This is a genomic window from Streptomyces sp. NPDC051684, assembly GCF_044453445.1.
Classification (GTDB): Bacteria; Actinomycetota; Actinomycetes; order Streptomycetales; family Streptomycetaceae; genus Streptomyces.
Map to the genome: position 1 here is coordinate 1 of NZ_JBITCS010000032.1, position 15,675 is coordinate 15,675.

A 15,675-nucleotide genomic window follows, 5' to 3' on the forward strand; every position below is an offset into this window, starting at 1 on the left:
GGAGGCGACGCGGAGCGTCGTCGACCGACGACAACGCCGCGAGCGTGCGTGCCAGGCCCCGCGAGCCCGGCCTGATCCAAACGACAGGCCCTAGTCCGTTCGGCTCAGCTCCCCCGGCCCGTGCGCGCGACGGGGTCCATGGTCGTAGGTACGCCTACGTTTCCATGAGGGGGACCTGTACGTGACCGACTCCGCTGCCACGCCCCCGGACCCCGGGCCGGCCCACGGCTCCTCGCCCACCGGCGCGGGGCGCGCGCGTCGGCGCAGGAGATGGCTGCGGTACTCGGCGATCTGCGCGGCGTTCCTGGTCCTGGTGGCGGGCGGCGTCGGCTGGATCGCGTACGACCGGCTCAACGGGAACATCACCGAGGACACGGACACCGCCGCCGAGCTCGCCCGCTACGAGAAGGAACGGCCCACCGTGCTGGCCGAGGGCGCGCAGAACCTGCTGCTCATCGGCTCCGACTCGCGGGCGGGCAAGAACGGGAAGTACGGCCGCAACGACGGCACCCAGCGCTCCGACACCACGATCCTGCTGCACGTCGCGGCGGACCGGAAGAGCGCGACGGCCGTCTCGTTCCCGCGCGATCTGATGACCGACGTACCGGCCTGCCGGCAGCCCGACGGCAAGCAGCACGACGCGATGTTCGCGATGTTCAACTACGCCTTCGAGGTGGGCGGTTCGGCCTGCACGATCCGTACGGTCGAGAAGATGACCGGGGTCCGGGTCGACCACCACATGGTCGTGGACTTCGACGGGTTCAAGGACATGGTGAACGCCGTCGGCGGCGTCACGGTGTGCCTGGACCGGCCGATCGACGACGACGACGCGCATGTGCGGCTGGCCGCGGGCACCCACCATCTGAACGGCGAGCAGGCTCTGGGCTACGTACGCGCCCGCAAGAGCCTCGGCAACGGCAGCGACACCGACCGGATGGACCGTCAGCAGCGGTTCCTCGGCGCGCTCGTCGAGAAGGTGCAGAGCAACGGCGTGCTGCTGAACCCGACCCGGCTCTACCCCGTGCTCGACGCCGCCACCTCCTCGCTGACCACCGACCCCGGGCTCGCCAGCCTGCGCGGGCTCTACGACCTGGTGCGCGGCATGCGCGGCATCCCGGCCGACCGGGTCCGGTTCCTGACGGTGCCCCGCGAGTCGTACGCGTACAACGCCAACCGGGACCAGCTCGTCCAGCCCGCCGCCGAGCGGCTGTTCACGCAGCTGCGCAAGGACACGCCCGTGAAGGTGGCCGAACAGCCGCCCGAGGACGAGGAGTACGGCGCGCAGGACGAATACGGCACGGACGGCGAATCCGGGCAATATTCCGATGTACACGACGGATACGACGAATACGGCACGGACGAGGGCGACGAGGAGGGCGACGGGAAGCCCGGCTCCCCCGTCCACGGCCCCGGCGCCTCCCCGGCCCCCACCTTCCGCGGCAACACGGCCGGAGCGGCATCCTGCGGCTGAGACCGGACGTCCGCACGGCGCCTCAACCGCCCCTGGGTAAAGCTCCGGTCATCAGCTGACTCACAGGTTCAAAGAAATGGTCCGGATTGCCCAGTTGTAGGGGAGTGGAATTTGTCACCGTCCTCGCTTGACGCTGAACTGGGCGGATAGTGTGAGCGATCCGGTGCACCCGGCCATGCTTGCGAGCCCGGTCGCGCACTACTGACCGACTTGACCGGGCGCCCGCTTTTAAGGGGGGTGGGGCGCCGCGTGGCCCCGACGGAGGACACAGACAACCGTGGACGCGCAAGGCCGTGGGCGGGCTGACGACATCGACCCCGCAGATCAGTGGGTGCTCAACCCCCACACCGGTGACTACGAACTGCGACTGACCCCCTCCGCTGGGCAGTCGGGAGTGCCGAGCCCCCGACGCGCCGCCCCGCGCGGTGGCGGTCAGCGGCGCGACAGCCCGCAGGGTGGTGGCGGAGGCCGGCGTGACGTACCCCCGCAGCGCAGACGGCGCGAGGCGCCCGCGGTGCAGGAGCAGGGCCCCGGCCGGCGGCGTTCGCGGCCGAAGAAGAAGTCGAAGGCCAAGAAGATCATGCTCTGGACGTCCGGCGGCATGGCCATGGTCGTCCTGGTGGGCGCCGGGTTCGGCTACTGGTACTGGGAGCACCTCAACGGCAACATCACCTCGCAGGACGTGGTCGGAGCCAAGGACGGATTCGCCAAGGACGAGGCGATCAACATCCTCGTCATGGGCACCGACAAGCGCACCGGCAAGGGCAACGAGGGCTACGGCGACAAGGGCAGCGTCGGCCACGCCGACACCAATGTGCTGCTGCACGTCTCCAAGGACCGTACGAACGCGACCGCGTTGAGCATTCCGCGCGACCTCGTCGTGGACGTGCCGGACTGCCAGGTGAAGCAGCCGGACGGTTCCCTCAAGACCATCAAGGGCACGCCGAACGTCCGCTTCAACACCAGCCTGGGGCAGGACGACCGCGACCCCGGCTGTGTCATGAAGACCGTCAAGGCGGTCACGGGCATCACCGTCGACCACTTCATGACGGCGGACTTCAACGCGGTGAAGACGCTCTCCAGCGCCGTGGGCGGCGTCAGTGTCTGTGTCGGCAAGGACGTCAACGACCCGGACTCGCACCTCAAGCTGTCGGCGGGCACGCACAACCTTCAGGGCGAGCAGGCGCTGGCCTTCCTGCGCACCCGGCACAGCTTCGGCAACCAGGGCGACCTGGACCGGATCAAGGTGCAGCAGCAGTTCCTCGGTTCGCTGGCCCGCAAGATGAGTTCGAGCGACACGCTCACCAACCCGCGCAAGCTGACGAGCCTCGCCGAGGCGGCGACGAAGGCACTCACCGTCGACAAGGGCATCGGCAGCCTGAACAGCCTCAAGGACCTGGCCCTTGAGATCCGGAAGGTGCCGCCGAAGAACCTGTCGTTCACAACGGTGCCCGTGATCGACAACCCGGCGGAGCCGACCCCCGTGACCGTCGTCGTGAACCCGACGGCCGGTCCGCCGGTCTTCGACGCGATCAAGAACGACGTGTCCCTCACGGAGACGAAGAAGAAGCAGAAGGAGAAGCAGGACGCGAAGCTCAAGGGCCCCAAGTCCGCCGCCTCCGCGGTCCGCGTCAACATCTACAACGGCAGTGGCAGGACGGGCGCCGCTCAGGAAACTCTCACGGAACTGCAGAACACTGAGGGCGTACTGAAGTCGAGTCAGATGGGCAACAAGCCGAATCAGGCGAAGACGAGCCTCGAGTACGCGCCGGACCAGGCGGACCAGGCCCGGCGGCTCGCGGACATCATGGGCCTTCCGGCGTCCGCGCTGAAGGAAGGAAAGAGCGAGAAGAACGACCAGGGGCTGCCGGCGATGACCCTCATCCTCGGCGGCGACTTCAAGGGTGCGGGGACACCCGTCGACGGAGCCTCGGCGAAGGCGCCGGAGGTCGACAAGACAACAGCGGACAAGGCTGTGTGCGCCAAGTGACCAACCTCTGCCGCCTGTTGACTGTCTAAGTAAGTGACAGGGGCGGCCGAGTCGCTGTCACAGGGCGGGGAGGGCGGGGTAGGACATGGGGCGAGGCACTGTGCGTGGGGAGCGCACACGGCGGCCTGCCGGGCGGGGCGAACCACCGGACCAGGCGTCCGACCTGGGGTGGGACGACAGCCTGTACGAGGACGCGGCGGGCGGTGACGCGGACAGCCGCGGCCGCACCGCACGCGGCAGGCAGCGGGCGGCCGTCCGGCCGCGCCGCCGCAGACGACGGATACTGCGCTGGACCGCGAGCACTCTCGCGTTCCTGATAATCGGCACGGCAGGCGCGGGCTACCTCTGGTACCGGCATCTGAACGGCAACCTCGACACCGGAAAGCTCAATCTGGGCGAGCACAAGGTCCCCGAGCCGACGCCGAACGCGGCGGGCCAGACCCCGCTCAACATCCTCCTGATCGGCTCCGACAGCCGGAACACCAAGGAGAACCTGAAGCTCGGCGGGCACAAGCAGAGCGTCGGCTCCGCCCCGCTGGCCGACGTACAGATGCTGCTGCACCTGTCGGCCGACCGCAGCAACATGTCCGTGGTGAGCGTGCCGCGCGACACCCTGACCAGGCTGCCCAAGTGCACCGACCCGGAGTCCGGCAGGGTGTACCCGGCGACGGTCTCCCGGCAGATGGTGAACTCCTCGCTGGCCCGCGGCGGCCCCGGCTGCACGGTCGCCACCTGGGAGCAGCTGACCGGCATCCACATCGACCACTACATGATGGTCGACTTCTCGGGAGTCGTGTCGATGGCGGACGCGATCGGCGGCGTACCGGTCTGCGTCAGCGCCAACGTCAACTCCAGGAACAGCTCCGGCGAGGGCTCGGGCCTGAAACTGAAGAAGGGCACGACGTCCGTCAAGGGCGAGCAGGCCCTCCAGTGGCTGCGGACCCGGCACGGCTTCGAGGACGGCAGCGACATCGCGCGCGCCAAGGCGCAGCACATGTACATGAGCTCGATGGTGCGCGAGCTGCGCGAGAACGCGACGTTCAGCCACCCGGGCAAGCTGCGCACGCTCGCCGAGAAGGCGACGGACGCGCTGAGCGTCGACGACGGCCTCGACACGGTCAAGAAGCTGTACGACCTGAGCAACGAGCTGAAGCGGCCCGCGCCGAAGCGGATCACGATGACGACGATGCCGTTCGTGTACGAGGGTGCGCGCGTCGTGCCGAAGGAGCACGAGGCCGACGCGCTGTGGCGGCTGGTCCGTGACGACGTCGCGCTCGACGGCAAGGACAAGGACGGCAAGAAGGAGCCGAAGGACGAGACGTCCGACGATCCGGCCGCGGCCGACGACAAGATCGCGGTGCAGGTGCGCAACGGCACCCGTACGGCGACGACACCGGCGGCGCCCGGACGGGCCGCGCAGGTGGCGCAGGCACTCACCGCCAAGGGGTTCACGCAGGCGGTCGCGGACCAGGCGCAGTCCCTCGTCGAGGACCGGACGGTGATCCGCTTCCCGTCGGCCGATCTGGAGGGCGACGCCCAGGCGGTCGCCAAGTCCCTCGGGATCCCGGTGAGTTCGGTGGAGGAGTCGACGGACGTGTCCGGGGTGACGCTGATCGTGGGCGCCGACTGGAAGACGGGCACCAAGTACCCGGAGGCCACGGACGACGAGGACGCGAGCAAGGCACTGGACAAGGAGCAGACGCAGAACGGCGCGGACGACTCCACGTGCATGAAGGTGGAACCGGGCTACACCTGGTAGCGCACCTGGCGGCCGCTACGAGAACGGGGCGCGGGAGGTGAACTCCCGCGCCCCGTCGAAGAGTTGACGGTCAGTTGACCGCGGGCTCCTGCGGCACGGCCGGGCGCCGCGAGGCGATGACCTTCTTGGCGAGGGACTTCGGGCTGGTCAGGAAGCCCCAGCCCCACGTCATGTGCATCGTGGCGAGCGCGACGGGGATCTGGGCGCGCGCCTTCAGCGGCAGCCCCTTGCCCGCCGGGATCGAGCCCGCGACGATCGCCGCGAGGTAGCCGCCGGGGATCACGAAGCCCCACGGCGTGAGGGCGGCGCCGACCACGACACCCGCGGCGATCGCGCACACGGCGGCCGGCGGCGCGAGGTAGCGCAGGTTGATCGAGCCGGAGTGGAAGCGGGCGACGACGTGCCGCCAGCGGCCGTAGTTGCGGTACTGCTTGGCGAGTTCCCTGACGCTCGGCCGCGGCCGGTAGTCGACCAGCAGGTCGGGCGAGAACCAGATGAGGCCGCCCGACTCGCGGATCCGGAAGTTCAGCTCCCAGTCCTGGGCGCGGATGAACTCCTCGTTGTACCCGTCGAGCTTCTCGAGCACCTCGCGGCGGAAGACGCCCAGGTAGACCGTCTCGGCCTGCTGTGCCTCGCCGCCCGTGTGGAACGCGGCGTTGCCGACGCCGATCTTCGAGGTCATCGCGGCGGCGACGGCCTGCTCCCAGGCGTTGGTGCCCTGGGCGTGCATGATGCCGCCGACGTTCATCGCCCCGGTCTCCTCCAGGAGGCGGACGGCGGTGGCGATGTAGCCGGGCGAGAGCGCGGCGTGCCCGTCGACGCGGACGACGACCGGATGGCGGGAGGCCTTGATCGCGGCGTTCAGGGCGGCGGGGGTGCGGCCCGTCGGGTTCGGCACCGTGGACACGCGTTTGTCCGAGGAGGCGGTTTCGGCGACGAGCCGCGCGGCGACCTCGTCCGTACGGTCGGTGGAGGGGCCGAGGGCGAGCACGACCTCCATCTCGCCGTCGTACTCCTGCGCCAGGATCGCCTCGACGGCCTCCTTCAGGTGCCGCTCCTCATTGAGGATGGGCATGATCACGGAGACGGCCGGGAGCTGCGGGACAGAGTTGGCGGTTGCGTTCATCGCGGGTCACGTTACCGCTAATGGGGGACACGGGCGCGCGCCGCCGAGTCGCTGCCGTGGGCAGCAGATCGTATGGGCCTACTGTGCTCGCGTCCCACGCCCACTGTCGCGGAGGTGTCCCCCGGTGCCCACGCCGCCCCGCTCCCCCGACCGTCCGCAGCGGCCGTCCCGCCCCCAGGGACAGGCCCGCAGGCCAGGACGGCCGCCGCTCAGGAAGAAGTCGCGGTGGGCCATGCGGGTGGCGACGGCGCTCTCGGTGACGGTGCTCGCCGCGGCCGGCGTCGGGCACGCGCTCGTCACCGGCATCGGCTCCGGGATCCACCGGATCGACCCCTTCAAGGACATGAAGAACCGTCCCGCCGCGGGCGACGGAATGAACGTGCTGCTCGTCGGCACCGACGGCCGCGACAAGATCAGCGACGAGGAGCGCCAGAAGTACAAGCTGGGCGGGGCGCCCTGCCACTGCACGGACACCGTGATGATCGTGCACATCTCGGCGAACCACGACCGCGCCTCCGTCGTCTCCCTCCCCCGCGACTCGTACGCGGAGATCCCGGCGCACACCGACCAGAACAGCGGCGAGAAGCACCACCAGCACCCCGTGAAGCTGAACGCGGCGTACGCGGAGGGCGGGCCGCAGCTGACGCTGCGCACGGTCGAGCACATGACGAAGGTGAAGCTCGACCACTATCTGGAGGTCGACTTCACCAGCTTCATGAAGACGGTCGACGAGCTCGGCGGCGTCGACATCTGCACGGACACCCCGCTCAAGGACTCCTACTCCGGGCTCGACATGGACGCCGGCACCCACCAGTTGAACGGCGGGGAGGCCCTGCAGTACGTGCGGGCCAGGCACATGGACAGCGCGGGCGACCTCGGCCGGATGCAGCGCCAGCAGCGGTTCATGGCCGCGCTGATCTCGAAGGCGACGTCGTCGGGCGTGCTGCTCAATCCGGTCCGGTTCCGCGGTGTCGCCTCTACGATGCTCAGCTCGGTCCGCGCCGACAAGGGCTTCGGCTCGGACGAGATGGTGGACCTGGCGCGGGCGATGCGGAACTTCTCCCCGTCGTCCTCCGAGTTCACAACCGTGCCGATCGGGAACATGAGCTACCCCGTGCCGAACATCGGCTCCACCGTGAAGTGGGACGACAAGAAGTCCGCGGCCCTGTTCAAGGCGCTGCGCGAGGACAAGCCGCTCTCCCCGCACCGGCCGAAGGCGAAGAAGGCGGCCGTGGTCGACGTCGCGCCGAGCGAGATCCAGGTCCAGGTGGAGAACGGGACGGCGTCGGCGGGGCTCGGCAAGAAGGTCGACTCCGCGCTGAAGAGGACGGGGTTCCGTACGACGGGGGCGCCCGCCAACGCGGACGACCGCACCGCGAAGCGGACGACCGTGCTGTACGACCCGGGGTGGGACCGGTCGGCCAAGTCGTTGGCGGCGGCGTTGCCGGGGGCGGAGATGGAGGCGGTGGACGGTCTCGGGCCGACGTTGAAGGTTGTCGCCGGGGCGGACTATGAGGGTGTGCGGGCCGTGCGTGCGCAGGACGCTGACGCCGGGTCGTACGGGGCGGTTACCGGGGACCAGGTCGTGTGCGGGTGAGCTGGGCCGGGGTTGCGGTCGCGGGGGCGCTGCCCCCGGACCCCTGCTCCTCAATCGCCGGAGGGGCTTGATTTGCCGAGCTTGATTGGCTCACGCGTCGCCTGATTGCGCCCGTAGCTCCTTGATGGCGCGGCGACGGGCCAAGCGGTGTTGGCGGCGGATCTGGGCCTCCTGGTAGCGGCGGCGGTCGCGGTCGGTCTCCGGTTCCACCGGGGGGACCGTGCGGGGCTTGCCGTCCGCGTCGACCGCCGCGAAGACCAGGTACGCCGAGCCGACCTGCTGGGCGGGGGTCGACTCGTTCCAGCGCTCGGCGAGGACCCGCACGCCCACCTCCATCGACGTGCGCCCCGTCCAGTTCACCTGCGCCTTCACGTGCACCAGGTCGCCCACGCGCACCGGCTCCAGGAACGCCATCTCGTCCATGGAGGCCGTCACCGCAGGTCCGCCCGAGTGCCGGCCGGCCACCGCACCCGCCGCGTCGTCCACCAATTTCATGATCACGCCACCGTGCACGGTGCCGAGGAGATTGGTGTCGTTGTGCGTCATGATGTGCGACAACGTCGTGCGGGAAGCGGAAGTCGGCTTGCCCGGAATGTCCGATTCCGCGCCGTGGGCCTGGTCTGTCATGCCGCCAACCTTATGCGCGCGACGATTGTGTTAGCTCTGCAACAGCCATGGTGCGATTTCACCTCAGGGCTTGTAAGGCACGTATTCGCGCACGGCACACTGAGCCCTATGAATGATTGGCCCGACGGGCGAGGCGACAGGCAGGGCGGCGCGGGCCGCGGCGGATACGGCCGTGGCAGCGGCAGCGCGCGCCCGGAAGGCGCTCGTGTCATGCCGCACGTACAGCGCCCCGTGCCGCAGCAGCCGCCGCCCCCGTACGACGGTGGTGGGTACGACCAGTCGTACAACGACGGGTACAACACGGGCCAGGTCTACGGCCAGCCGAGCGGCCGGGGCCGGGGTGGCGGCTTCGACGACGGCGGCGGCGACTACGGGCCGCCGACCGGCAGTCCGGTGCGGCCGCCCAACTGGGGCAAGCGCATCAAGCGGACCGTCCTCGCGGTGGTCGTCGTGGTGGTCGTCGCGAGCGTCGGCACGTACTTCTGGGCCGACTCCAAGCTGCACCGCGACGTCGACCTGTCGAAGGTCATCGACCGGCCCGAGGCGGGCGACGGCACGAACTACCTGATCGTCGGCACCGACAGCCGCGAGGGCATGTCCGCCGAGGACAAGAAGAAGCTGCACACCGGCTCCGCCGAGGGCAAGCGCACGGACACGATGATGATCCTGCACGTCGGCTCGAACGGGGACACCCTCGTCTCGCTGCCGCGTGACTCGAACGTCGAGATCCCCGCGTACAAGGGCGCCGAGTCCGGCAAGACGTACCCGGCCACCGGGCGTCAGACGAAGCTGAACGCCGCGTACTCGGAGGACGGCCCGACGCTGCTCGTGCGCACCGTCGAGGCCAACACAGGGCTGCACATCGACCACTACGCGGAGATCGGCTTCGGCGGCTTCGCGAGCATCGTGGACGCGGTCGGCGGCGTCGAGATGAACCTGAAGGAGGGCTTCAAGGACAAGTGGTCCGGGGCCGACTTCCAGAAGGGCAAGCAGACCCTCGACGGCCAGCAGGCCCTCGCGTTCGTCCGCACCCGGCACGCCTTCGCCCAGTCCGACCTGCAACGCACCAAGAACCAGCAGCAGTTCCTCGGGGCGCTCGCGCACAAGGTGTCCTCGCCCGGCACCGTCCTGAACCCGTTCACGCTGTACCCGACGATGGGTGCGGGCCTCGACTCGCTCACCGTCGACAAGGACATGAGCCTGTTCTCGCTCGGCAAGATGTTCCTGGCGATGAAGTCGGTCAACGGCGGTGACGGCAAGTCCATGAACATGCCGACGAGCGGTTCGGTCGGCGGCAATCTGCTGTGGGACAAGGCCAAGGTCAAGCAGCTCGTCGACCAGTTCAACAACGACGAGAAGGTCACGGTCTCCAGCGACTGAGGCCAGGATGTCGTCATGACGTCCGCTCTCGTACTCGGTGCCGCCGGTGGAGTGGGCCGGGCCGTCGTGGCCCGGCTCGCCGCCGGCGGTACGCATGTGGTCGCGGTCGACCTGGATCCAGCGGTGCGCCAACTGGCGGGCGTGCACGCCACGTTGGTGGGTGATGCCGCCGAACCGGGCATCATCGGGCGGGCCTTCGACGCCGCGCCCGAGCCGCCCGCCGTGCTCGTGCACGCACTGCTGCACGAACTGCGGGTGCCGCTCGGTGAGTTGGACTCGGCGCAGTGGCACAAGGTGTTCCACGTCGGGCTCGTCTCCGCGTGGCAGGCCGCCGCCGAGCTGGCGCGGCGCAAGGGCGAGGGGCCCGCGTCCGTGGTCCTCGTCGGCTCGGTGCACGCGCACCGCGCGGCGCCCGACTGCGCCCCGTACGCGGTCGCCAAGGCGGGGCTCGGGGCGCTCGCGCGCGCGGCGGCCGTGGAGTGGGGTCCGCGGGGCGTGCGCACCAACGTCGTCGAGCCCGGCTTCGTACCGGTCGAACGCAACGCCCACCGCTGGCGCGAGCCCGCCGCGCGCGCCCGCGTCGAGGCGGACTACCCGCTCGGCCGGCTCTGCTCGCCCGAGGAGATCGCCGAGGTCGTCGCCTTCCTGGCCGGTCCCTCGTCCTCGTACGTCAATGGGGTCTGCCTGCCCGTGGACGGCGGGTATCTCGCGGTGCTCCCGGAAGTCACAAAAGGTGGTGCGGCGGGCCCCCGGTCCTGACACCCTGCACCGATGGATCGCGAAGAGATCTCCCGCATCGCCCACACCGACCACCCCGTCAAGGCGCCGCTCGGCGACGACTCCGTGCGCGAGCTGCTGCGCCATGCCCTGCCGCGCGGCGACGAGCGCGTCCTCGACCTTGGCTGCGGCCCCGCCGAATGGCTGCTGCGGGCGCTGACCGAGCGGCCCGGCACCCGGGCCGAGGGGATCGACCTGGACGCGGGCGCCCTGGCCCAGGCGCGCGAGCGGGCGGAGGCGGCGGGCGTGGCCGACCGGCTCACGCTGCACCACAAGGCAGCGGAGGACTTCACGCCGGAGGAGCTCTTCGACACCGTGCTCAGCGTCGGCGCCGCGCACGCCTTCGGCGGCCTGCTGCCCACCCTCGACGCGGCCCGCGCACACCTGGCGCCGGGCGGCCGGGTCCTGATCGGCGACGGCTACTGGGAGTCCGAGCCCGGCCCGGAGGCCGTCGAGGTGCTCGGCGACTTCGCCGACCTGCCGACGACCCTCGACAAGGTCTCCGCGGCGGGCTGGACCCCGGTCTCGGCGCACCTCAGCACCCGGCACGAGCTGGACGCGTACGAATGGTCCTGGCTCGGCTCCGTCGCGAACCACGCCCTCGACCACCCGGACCACCCCGCAAGCCCCGACCTCCTCGCCCTGGTCACCACCCGCCGCACGGAATGGCTCCGCGGCTACCGCGACTCCTTCGGCTTCGCGTGTCTGGTGCTGCGCAGGACGCACGAAGGCCCCTGATCCGTGCGGGGTCATCAGGGGCCTGGGTGCGAGCGGGGTTACGGCAGGTTGCGGGCCATGACGATGCGCTGGACCTGGTTCGTGCCCTCGTAGATTTGGGTGATCTTGGCGTCGCGCATCATGCGCTCGACCGGGTAGTCGCGGGTGTACCCGTAGCCGCCGAGGAGCTGGACGGCGTCCGTGGTGACCTCCATCGCGACGTCCGAGGCGAAGCACTTGGCGGCGGCGCCCTGGAAGGTGAGGTCCTTGTCGCCGCGCTCCGACTTGGCGGCGGCCGCGTAGGTCAGCTGGCGGGCGGCCTCGATCTTCATGGCCATGTCCGCGAGCATGAACTGGATGCCCTGGAAGTCGCCGATCGGCTTGCCGAACTGCTTGCGCTCCTGGACGTAGCCCTTGGCGTAGTCGAGGGCGCCCTGCGCGACACCGAGCGCCTGCGCGGCGATGGTGATGCGGGTGTGGTCGAGGGTCTTCATCGCCGTGGCGAAGCCGGTGCCCTCGTCGCCGATCATGCGGTCGGCGGGGATGCGGACGTTGTCGAGGTAGACCTCGCGGGTCGGCGAGCCCTTGATGCCGAGCTTCTTCTCGGGGGCGCCGAAGGAGACACCCTCGTCGGACTTCTCGACGACGAAGGCGGAGATGCCCTTCGAGCGCTTCTCGGGGTCGGTGACCGCCATGACCGTGTAGAACTCGGACTCGCCGGCGTTGGTGATCCAGCGCTTCACGCCGTTGAGGATCCAGTGGTCGCCGTCGCGCACCGCGCGGGTCTTCATGCCCGCGGCGTCCGAACCGGCGTCCGGCTCGCTCAGGCAGTACGAGAACATGCCGTCGCCCTTGGCCAGCGGGCCCAGGTACTTCTTCTTCAGCTCCTCGGAGCCGGAGAGGATCACGGGCAGCGAGCCCAGCTTGTTCACGGCCGGGATCAGGGAGGACGAGCAGCAGACGCGCGCCACCTCCTCGATCACGATGACCGTGGCGAGCGCGTCGGCGCCCGCGCCGCCGTACTCCTCGGGGACGTGCACGGCGTGCAGGTCGGACGCCGTGAGCGCGTCGAGGGCCTCGCGCGGGAAGCGCGCCTCCTCGTCCACCGCGGCGGCGTGCGGGGCGATCTTCGCCTCGGCCAGCGCGCGGATCGTCTCGCGGAGCATGTCGTGCTCCTCGGACGGGCGGTACAGGTCGAAGTCAGCCGATCCGGCCAAGGTCTCTCACGCTCCAAGCCACGCTTTTACTGGTGCTAACTACCGTTAAGTAACCAGAATTTTAGTTCTCGGCCCACACCACGGATACGTGAGCTACGCGACAAAGGGAAAGTTGCCCGGTGAGGCGCCTTCACATGCCACGGCTATGCTCGGCAGCGCCCTGAAGCACCCACACCTCTGGAGCACCGCGATATGGCCCTCAAGATCACCGTGATCGGCACCGGCTACCTCGGCGCGACCCACGCCGCAGCCATGGCCGAGCTCGGCTTCGAGGTGCTCGGCCTGGACGTCGTGCCCGAGAAGATCGACATGCTCACGCGGGGCGAGGTCCCGATGTACGAGCCGGGCCTCGAGGAGCTGCTGCGCAAGCACGTCTCGGGGTTCGAGGGGTCGAGCGGCCGGCTGCGCTTCACGATGGACTGGGCGGAGGCCGGGGACTTCGGCGACGTGCACTTCGTGTGCGTGAACACGCCGCAGAAGCACGGCGAGTACGGCTGCGACATGTCGTACGTCGACTCCGCCTTCACCTCGCTCGCGCCGCACCTGAAGGAGGGCGCGCTCGTCGTCGGCAAGTCGACGGTGCCGGTGGGCTCGGCCGCCCGCCTCACCGAACTGCTGCCGCAGCACGCGGAGTTGGCGTGGAACCCGGAGTTCCTGCGCGAGGGCTTCGCCGTGAACGACACCCTGCACCCGGACCGGATCGTGGTCGGCGTGAACAGCGACCGTGCCGAGCAGCTGCTGCGCGAGGTGTACGCGAAGCCGCTCGCCGAGGGCACGCCGTTCATCGTGACGGACTACCCGACCGCCGAGCTGGTGAAGACCTCGGCGAACTCCTTCCTCGCCACGAAGATCTCCTTCATCAACGCCATGGCCGAGGTCTGCGAGGCGGGCGGCGGCGACGTCGCGAAGCTCGCCGAGGCCATCGGCTACGACGAGCGGATCGGGCACAAGTTCCTGCGCGCCGGGATCGGCTTCGGCGGCGGCTGCCTGCCGAAGGACATCCGCGCGTTCATGGCGCGCGCCGGCGAACTCGGCGCGGACCAGGCCCTGACCTTCCTCCGCGAGATCGACTCGATCAACATGCGGCGGCGCGGCGCGATGGTCGAGATGGCCCGCGAGGCTTTGGATTCAGGGGGCGAGCGCGGAGCGCTCTCGGGCAGGGATGGTGGCGGGCGACGGGCGGGAGGCGGGGCGTTCCTGGGCAAGCGGGTCGCCGTGCTGGGTGCGACCTTCAAGCCCGACTCCGACGACGTACGCGACTCCCCGGCCCTCAATGTCGCCGGGCAGATCCACCTCCAGGGCGGCCAGGTCACGGTCTACGACCCGAAGGGCATGGACAACGCGCGGCGCGTGTTCCCGACGCTCGGCTACGCGGACTCGGCGCTGGAAGCCGTGCGCGGGGCGGACATCGTGCTGCACCTCACCGAGTGGCGCGAGTTCCGCGAGCTGGACCCGGCGGAGCTGGCCAAGGTCGCCGCGAACCCGGTGCTCCTGGACGGCCGCAACGCGCTGGACAGTGCGCTGTGGCGGGCGGCCGGGTGGACGTACCGGGCGATGGGGCGCCCGTCGGCGTAACCCTTTCCGAGGTACTGGAGGTACTACTTGGCGCGGTAGCGCCGCATCTTCGCCCGAGCCCCGCAGACCGCCATGTCGCACCAGCGACCGCGGCCCGCGGGGCTCCGGTCGTAATACGCCCAGTGGCAGTCGGCCGCCTCGCAGGCCTTGAGTCGCGCCCAGGTGCCGTCCCCGCGCGCCTCCGCGATGGCGGCCGCCACGCGCCCGGCCAGGGCGCCGCCGTCCACCGGGACCAGGCTCGCCGCGCCGTCCCGCTCGTCGACCGCCACCCGCAGCGGGACCGGGGCGAGCAGCTCGCTCAGCGGGGTCACCGCGCGGTGCGGCGGGTGGCCCGCGTGGGCCAGGCACGCCGCGCGCAGCGACTCGCGCAGTGCGCGTGCCTCGTCGACCCCGCCCGCCGCGATGCCGAAGCGCTCGCGCACCTCGGTCCGGTCCAGCGCGTCCTCGCCCGTCGTGATGTCGAGCAGCGTGTTCACCAGGGCCTCGATCAGGGCGAGGCCGCCGGGTGCGGTCTGGCGGGCATTCATGGTTGCGACGTTACCCCCAGTGCGGGAGTATGCAGTCACGCCGAAGTTACCGGTTGACCCCGTATAGGGGTAACACGAGGAGGCATCATGCCCATCGCACAACTCGGAGTCGTCGTCCTGGACTGTCCGCGGCCGCGCGAGCTGGCGGAGTTCTACGCCGCTCTGCTCGGCGGCAGCATCACGGGGGCCGAGGAGGACTGGGTCGACGTCACGGCGCCGGGCGGCCACCGCCTCGCGTTCCAGCAGGCCCCGGGGTACGTGGCGCCCTCGTGGCCCGCGCCGGACGCGTCGCAGCAGTTCCACCTCGACCTGACCGCGGAGGACCTGGACGCGGCGGAGAAGGAGGTGCTCGCGCTGGGGGCCACGGTGCTCGACGCGGAGGACCGTTCGCGCAGCTGGCGCGTTTACGCGGACCCGGCGGGGCACCCGTTCTGCCTCTGTGCCTGCTGATCCTGCGGCGCTTGCCGATCCTGCTGCGCTTGCCGTCCGTCCGACCGAGGGAGCCGTCATGGCCTTCGCGAAAATCGGCACCATCGCGTACGACTGTCCCGACCCCCTCGCGCTCGCCGAGTTCTACGCGGCCGTGCTCGGCGGCGAGATCGAGAACTACGAGGGCAAGGGGTACTGGTACAACCTGTATCCGCCGGGCGGGCAGCGGCTGTCCTTCCAGCGGGTCCCGGACCACCGGCCCCCGCAGTGGCCCGCCGCCGACCACGACTCGCAGCAGCTCCATCTCGACCTCGACGTGGAGGACATCGAGGCCGCGCAGGAGAAGATCCTCGCCCTCGGCGCGGTGCCGCTCGACCTGGACGACGAGGGCGGCGCCCGCGACTTCCGGGTGTACGCGGATCCGGCGGGGCATCCGTTCTGCTTGATCCGGCCTGATCCAAACGACAAGCCCTAGGGCTCGTC

The 15,675-nt window shown here is 70.2% G+C and carries 14 protein-coding genes; 10 read left to right on the forward strand and 4 right to left on the reverse strand.

The window, feature by feature from the left end:
* Positions 1 to 181 precede the first annotated feature (181 nt).
* The 3 genes from ACIA8D_RS31185 (at position 182) to ACIA8D_RS31195 (ending at position 5,220) form a co-directional block, all read left to right on the forward strand.
* A complete protein-coding gene (locus ACIA8D_RS31185) occupies positions 182 to 1,471 on the forward strand; it encodes an LCP family protein (RefSeq protein ID WP_399237483.1) in 1,290 nt (429 codons plus the stop codon).
* 277 nt (positions 1,472 to 1,748) lie between these two features.
* Entirely contained in the window at positions 1,749 to 3,461 is a 1,713-nt protein-coding gene (locus ACIA8D_RS31190) for an LCP family protein (RefSeq protein ID WP_399237484.1), read from the forward strand.
* Positions 3,462 to 3,546: 85 nt separating this feature from the next.
* Positions 3,547 to 5,220: an LCP family protein gene (locus ACIA8D_RS31195; protein ID WP_399237485.1), complete on the forward strand. Its 1,674-nt coding sequence runs from the start codon at positions 3,547 to 3,549 to the stop codon at positions 5,218 to 5,220.
* Between the two features lie 70 nt (positions 5,221 to 5,290).
* Here the strand turns inward: ACIA8D_RS31195 and ACIA8D_RS31200 are convergent, their stop codons facing one another.
* A complete protein-coding gene (locus ACIA8D_RS31200; RefSeq protein WP_399237486.1) occupies positions 5,291 to 6,346 on the reverse strand; it encodes a glycosyltransferase family 2 protein in 1,056 nt (351 codons plus the stop codon).
* A gap of 124 nt (positions 6,347 to 6,470) precedes the next feature.
* Between ACIA8D_RS31200 and ACIA8D_RS31205 the strand changes: the two genes are divergently transcribed.
* Positions 6,471 to 7,943, forward strand: coding sequence for an LCP family protein (locus ACIA8D_RS31205; protein ID WP_399237487.1), 1,473 nt, complete (start codon positions 6,471 to 6,473; stop codon positions 7,941 to 7,943).
* 90 nt (positions 7,944 to 8,033) lie between these two features.
* Here ACIA8D_RS31205 and ACIA8D_RS31210 read toward each other — a convergent pair whose 3' ends face one another.
* Complete coding sequence (locus tag ACIA8D_RS31210; RefSeq protein WP_399237488.1) at positions 8,034 to 8,570, reverse strand: acyl-CoA thioesterase; 537 nt, start codon at positions 8,568 to 8,570, stop codon at positions 8,034 to 8,036.
* Positions 8,571 to 8,678: 108 nt separating this feature from the next.
* Here ACIA8D_RS31210 and ACIA8D_RS31215 point away from each other — a divergent pair, with 108 nt between their 5' ends.
* From ACIA8D_RS31215 to ACIA8D_RS31225, 3 genes are read left to right on the forward strand one after another with little or no spacing between them, the layout of a single operon-like run.
* Positions 8,679 to 9,950 (forward strand): LCP family protein, encoded by a 1,272-nt coding sequence (locus tag ACIA8D_RS31215; RefSeq protein WP_399237489.1) that lies wholly within the window; start codon positions 8,679 to 8,681, stop codon positions 9,948 to 9,950.
* Positions 9,951 to 9,965: 15 nt separating this feature from the next.
* Positions 9,966 to 10,709 (forward strand): SDR family NAD(P)-dependent oxidoreductase, encoded by a 744-nt coding sequence (locus tag ACIA8D_RS31220; protein WP_399237490.1) that lies wholly within the window; start codon positions 9,966 to 9,968, stop codon positions 10,707 to 10,709.
* A gap of 12 nt (positions 10,710 to 10,721) precedes the next feature.
* Positions 10,722 to 11,465 (forward strand): SAM-dependent methyltransferase, encoded by a 744-nt coding sequence (locus ACIA8D_RS31225; RefSeq protein WP_399237492.1) that lies wholly within the window; start codon positions 10,722 to 10,724, stop codon positions 11,463 to 11,465.
* A 38-nt stretch (positions 11,466 to 11,503) separates the two neighbouring features.
* Here the strand turns inward: ACIA8D_RS31225 and ACIA8D_RS31230 are convergent, their stop codons facing one another.
* The gene (locus ACIA8D_RS31230; RefSeq protein WP_399237494.1) at positions 11,504 to 12,661 is read right to left on the reverse strand and encodes an acyl-CoA dehydrogenase; all 1,158 of its coding nucleotides are present in this window, start codon (positions 12,659 to 12,661) and stop codon (positions 11,504 to 11,506) included.
* 192 nt (positions 12,662 to 12,853) lie between these two features.
* On the opposite strand from ACIA8D_RS31230, the gene ACIA8D_RS31235 reads away from it, so the two are divergent.
* On the forward strand, positions 12,854 to 14,236 hold the full coding sequence (locus ACIA8D_RS31235; RefSeq protein WP_399237495.1) for a UDP-glucose dehydrogenase family protein: 1,383 nt from the start codon (positions 12,854 to 12,856) through the stop codon (positions 14,234 to 14,236).
* A gap of 23 nt (positions 14,237 to 14,259) precedes the next feature.
* On the opposite strand, the gene ACIA8D_RS31240 is transcribed toward ACIA8D_RS31235, so the two are convergent.
* The gene (locus tag ACIA8D_RS31240; protein ID WP_399237496.1) at positions 14,260 to 14,763 is read right to left on the reverse strand and encodes a CGNR zinc finger domain-containing protein; all 504 of its coding nucleotides are present in this window, start codon (positions 14,761 to 14,763) and stop codon (positions 14,260 to 14,262) included.
* Positions 14,764 to 14,850: 87 nt separating this feature from the next.
* On the opposite strand from ACIA8D_RS31240, the gene ACIA8D_RS31245 reads away from it, so the two are divergent.
* Positions 14,851 to 15,213 (forward strand): VOC family protein, encoded by a 363-nt coding sequence (locus tag ACIA8D_RS31245; RefSeq protein WP_399237497.1) that lies wholly within the window; start codon positions 14,851 to 14,853, stop codon positions 15,211 to 15,213.
* Positions 15,214 to 15,271: 58 nt separating this feature from the next.
* On the forward strand, positions 15,272 to 15,667 hold the full coding sequence (locus ACIA8D_RS31250) for a VOC family protein (protein WP_399237498.1): 396 nt from the start codon (positions 15,272 to 15,274) through the stop codon (positions 15,665 to 15,667).
* Positions 15,668 to 15,675 lie beyond the last annotated feature (8 nt).

Coding starts and splice junctions, on each gene's coding strand:
- ACIA8D_RS31195 (WP_399237485.1), top strand. CDS start 3,547: ATGGGGCGAGGCACTGTGCGTGGGGAGCGCACACGGCGGCCTGCCGGG.
- ACIA8D_RS31200 (WP_399237486.1), bottom strand. CDS start 6,346: ATGAACGCAACCGCCAACTCTGTCCCGCAGCTCCCGGCCGTCTCCGTG.
- ACIA8D_RS31210 (WP_399237488.1), bottom strand. CDS start 8,570: ATGACAGACCAGGCCCACGGCGCGGAATCGGACATTCCGGGCAAGCCG.
- ACIA8D_RS31215 (WP_399237489.1), top strand. CDS start 8,679: ATGAATGATTGGCCCGACGGGCGAGGCGACAGGCAGGGCGGCGCGGGC.
- ACIA8D_RS31220 (WP_399237490.1), top strand. CDS start 9,966: ATGACGTCCGCTCTCGTACTCGGTGCCGCCGGTGGAGTGGGCCGGGCC.
- ACIA8D_RS31225 (WP_399237492.1), top strand. CDS start 10,722: ATGGATCGCGAAGAGATCTCCCGCATCGCCCACACCGACCACCCCGTC.
- ACIA8D_RS31235 (WP_399237495.1), top strand. CDS start 12,854: ATGGCCCTCAAGATCACCGTGATCGGCACCGGCTACCTCGGCGCGACC.
- ACIA8D_RS31240 (WP_399237496.1), bottom strand. CDS start 14,763: ATGAATGCCCGCCAGACCGCACCCGGCGGCCTCGCCCTGATCGAGGCC.
- ACIA8D_RS31245 (WP_399237497.1), top strand. CDS start 14,851: ATGCCCATCGCACAACTCGGAGTCGTCGTCCTGGACTGTCCGCGGCCG.
- ACIA8D_RS31250 (WP_399237498.1), top strand. CDS start 15,272: ATGGCCTTCGCGAAAATCGGCACCATCGCGTACGACTGTCCCGACCCC.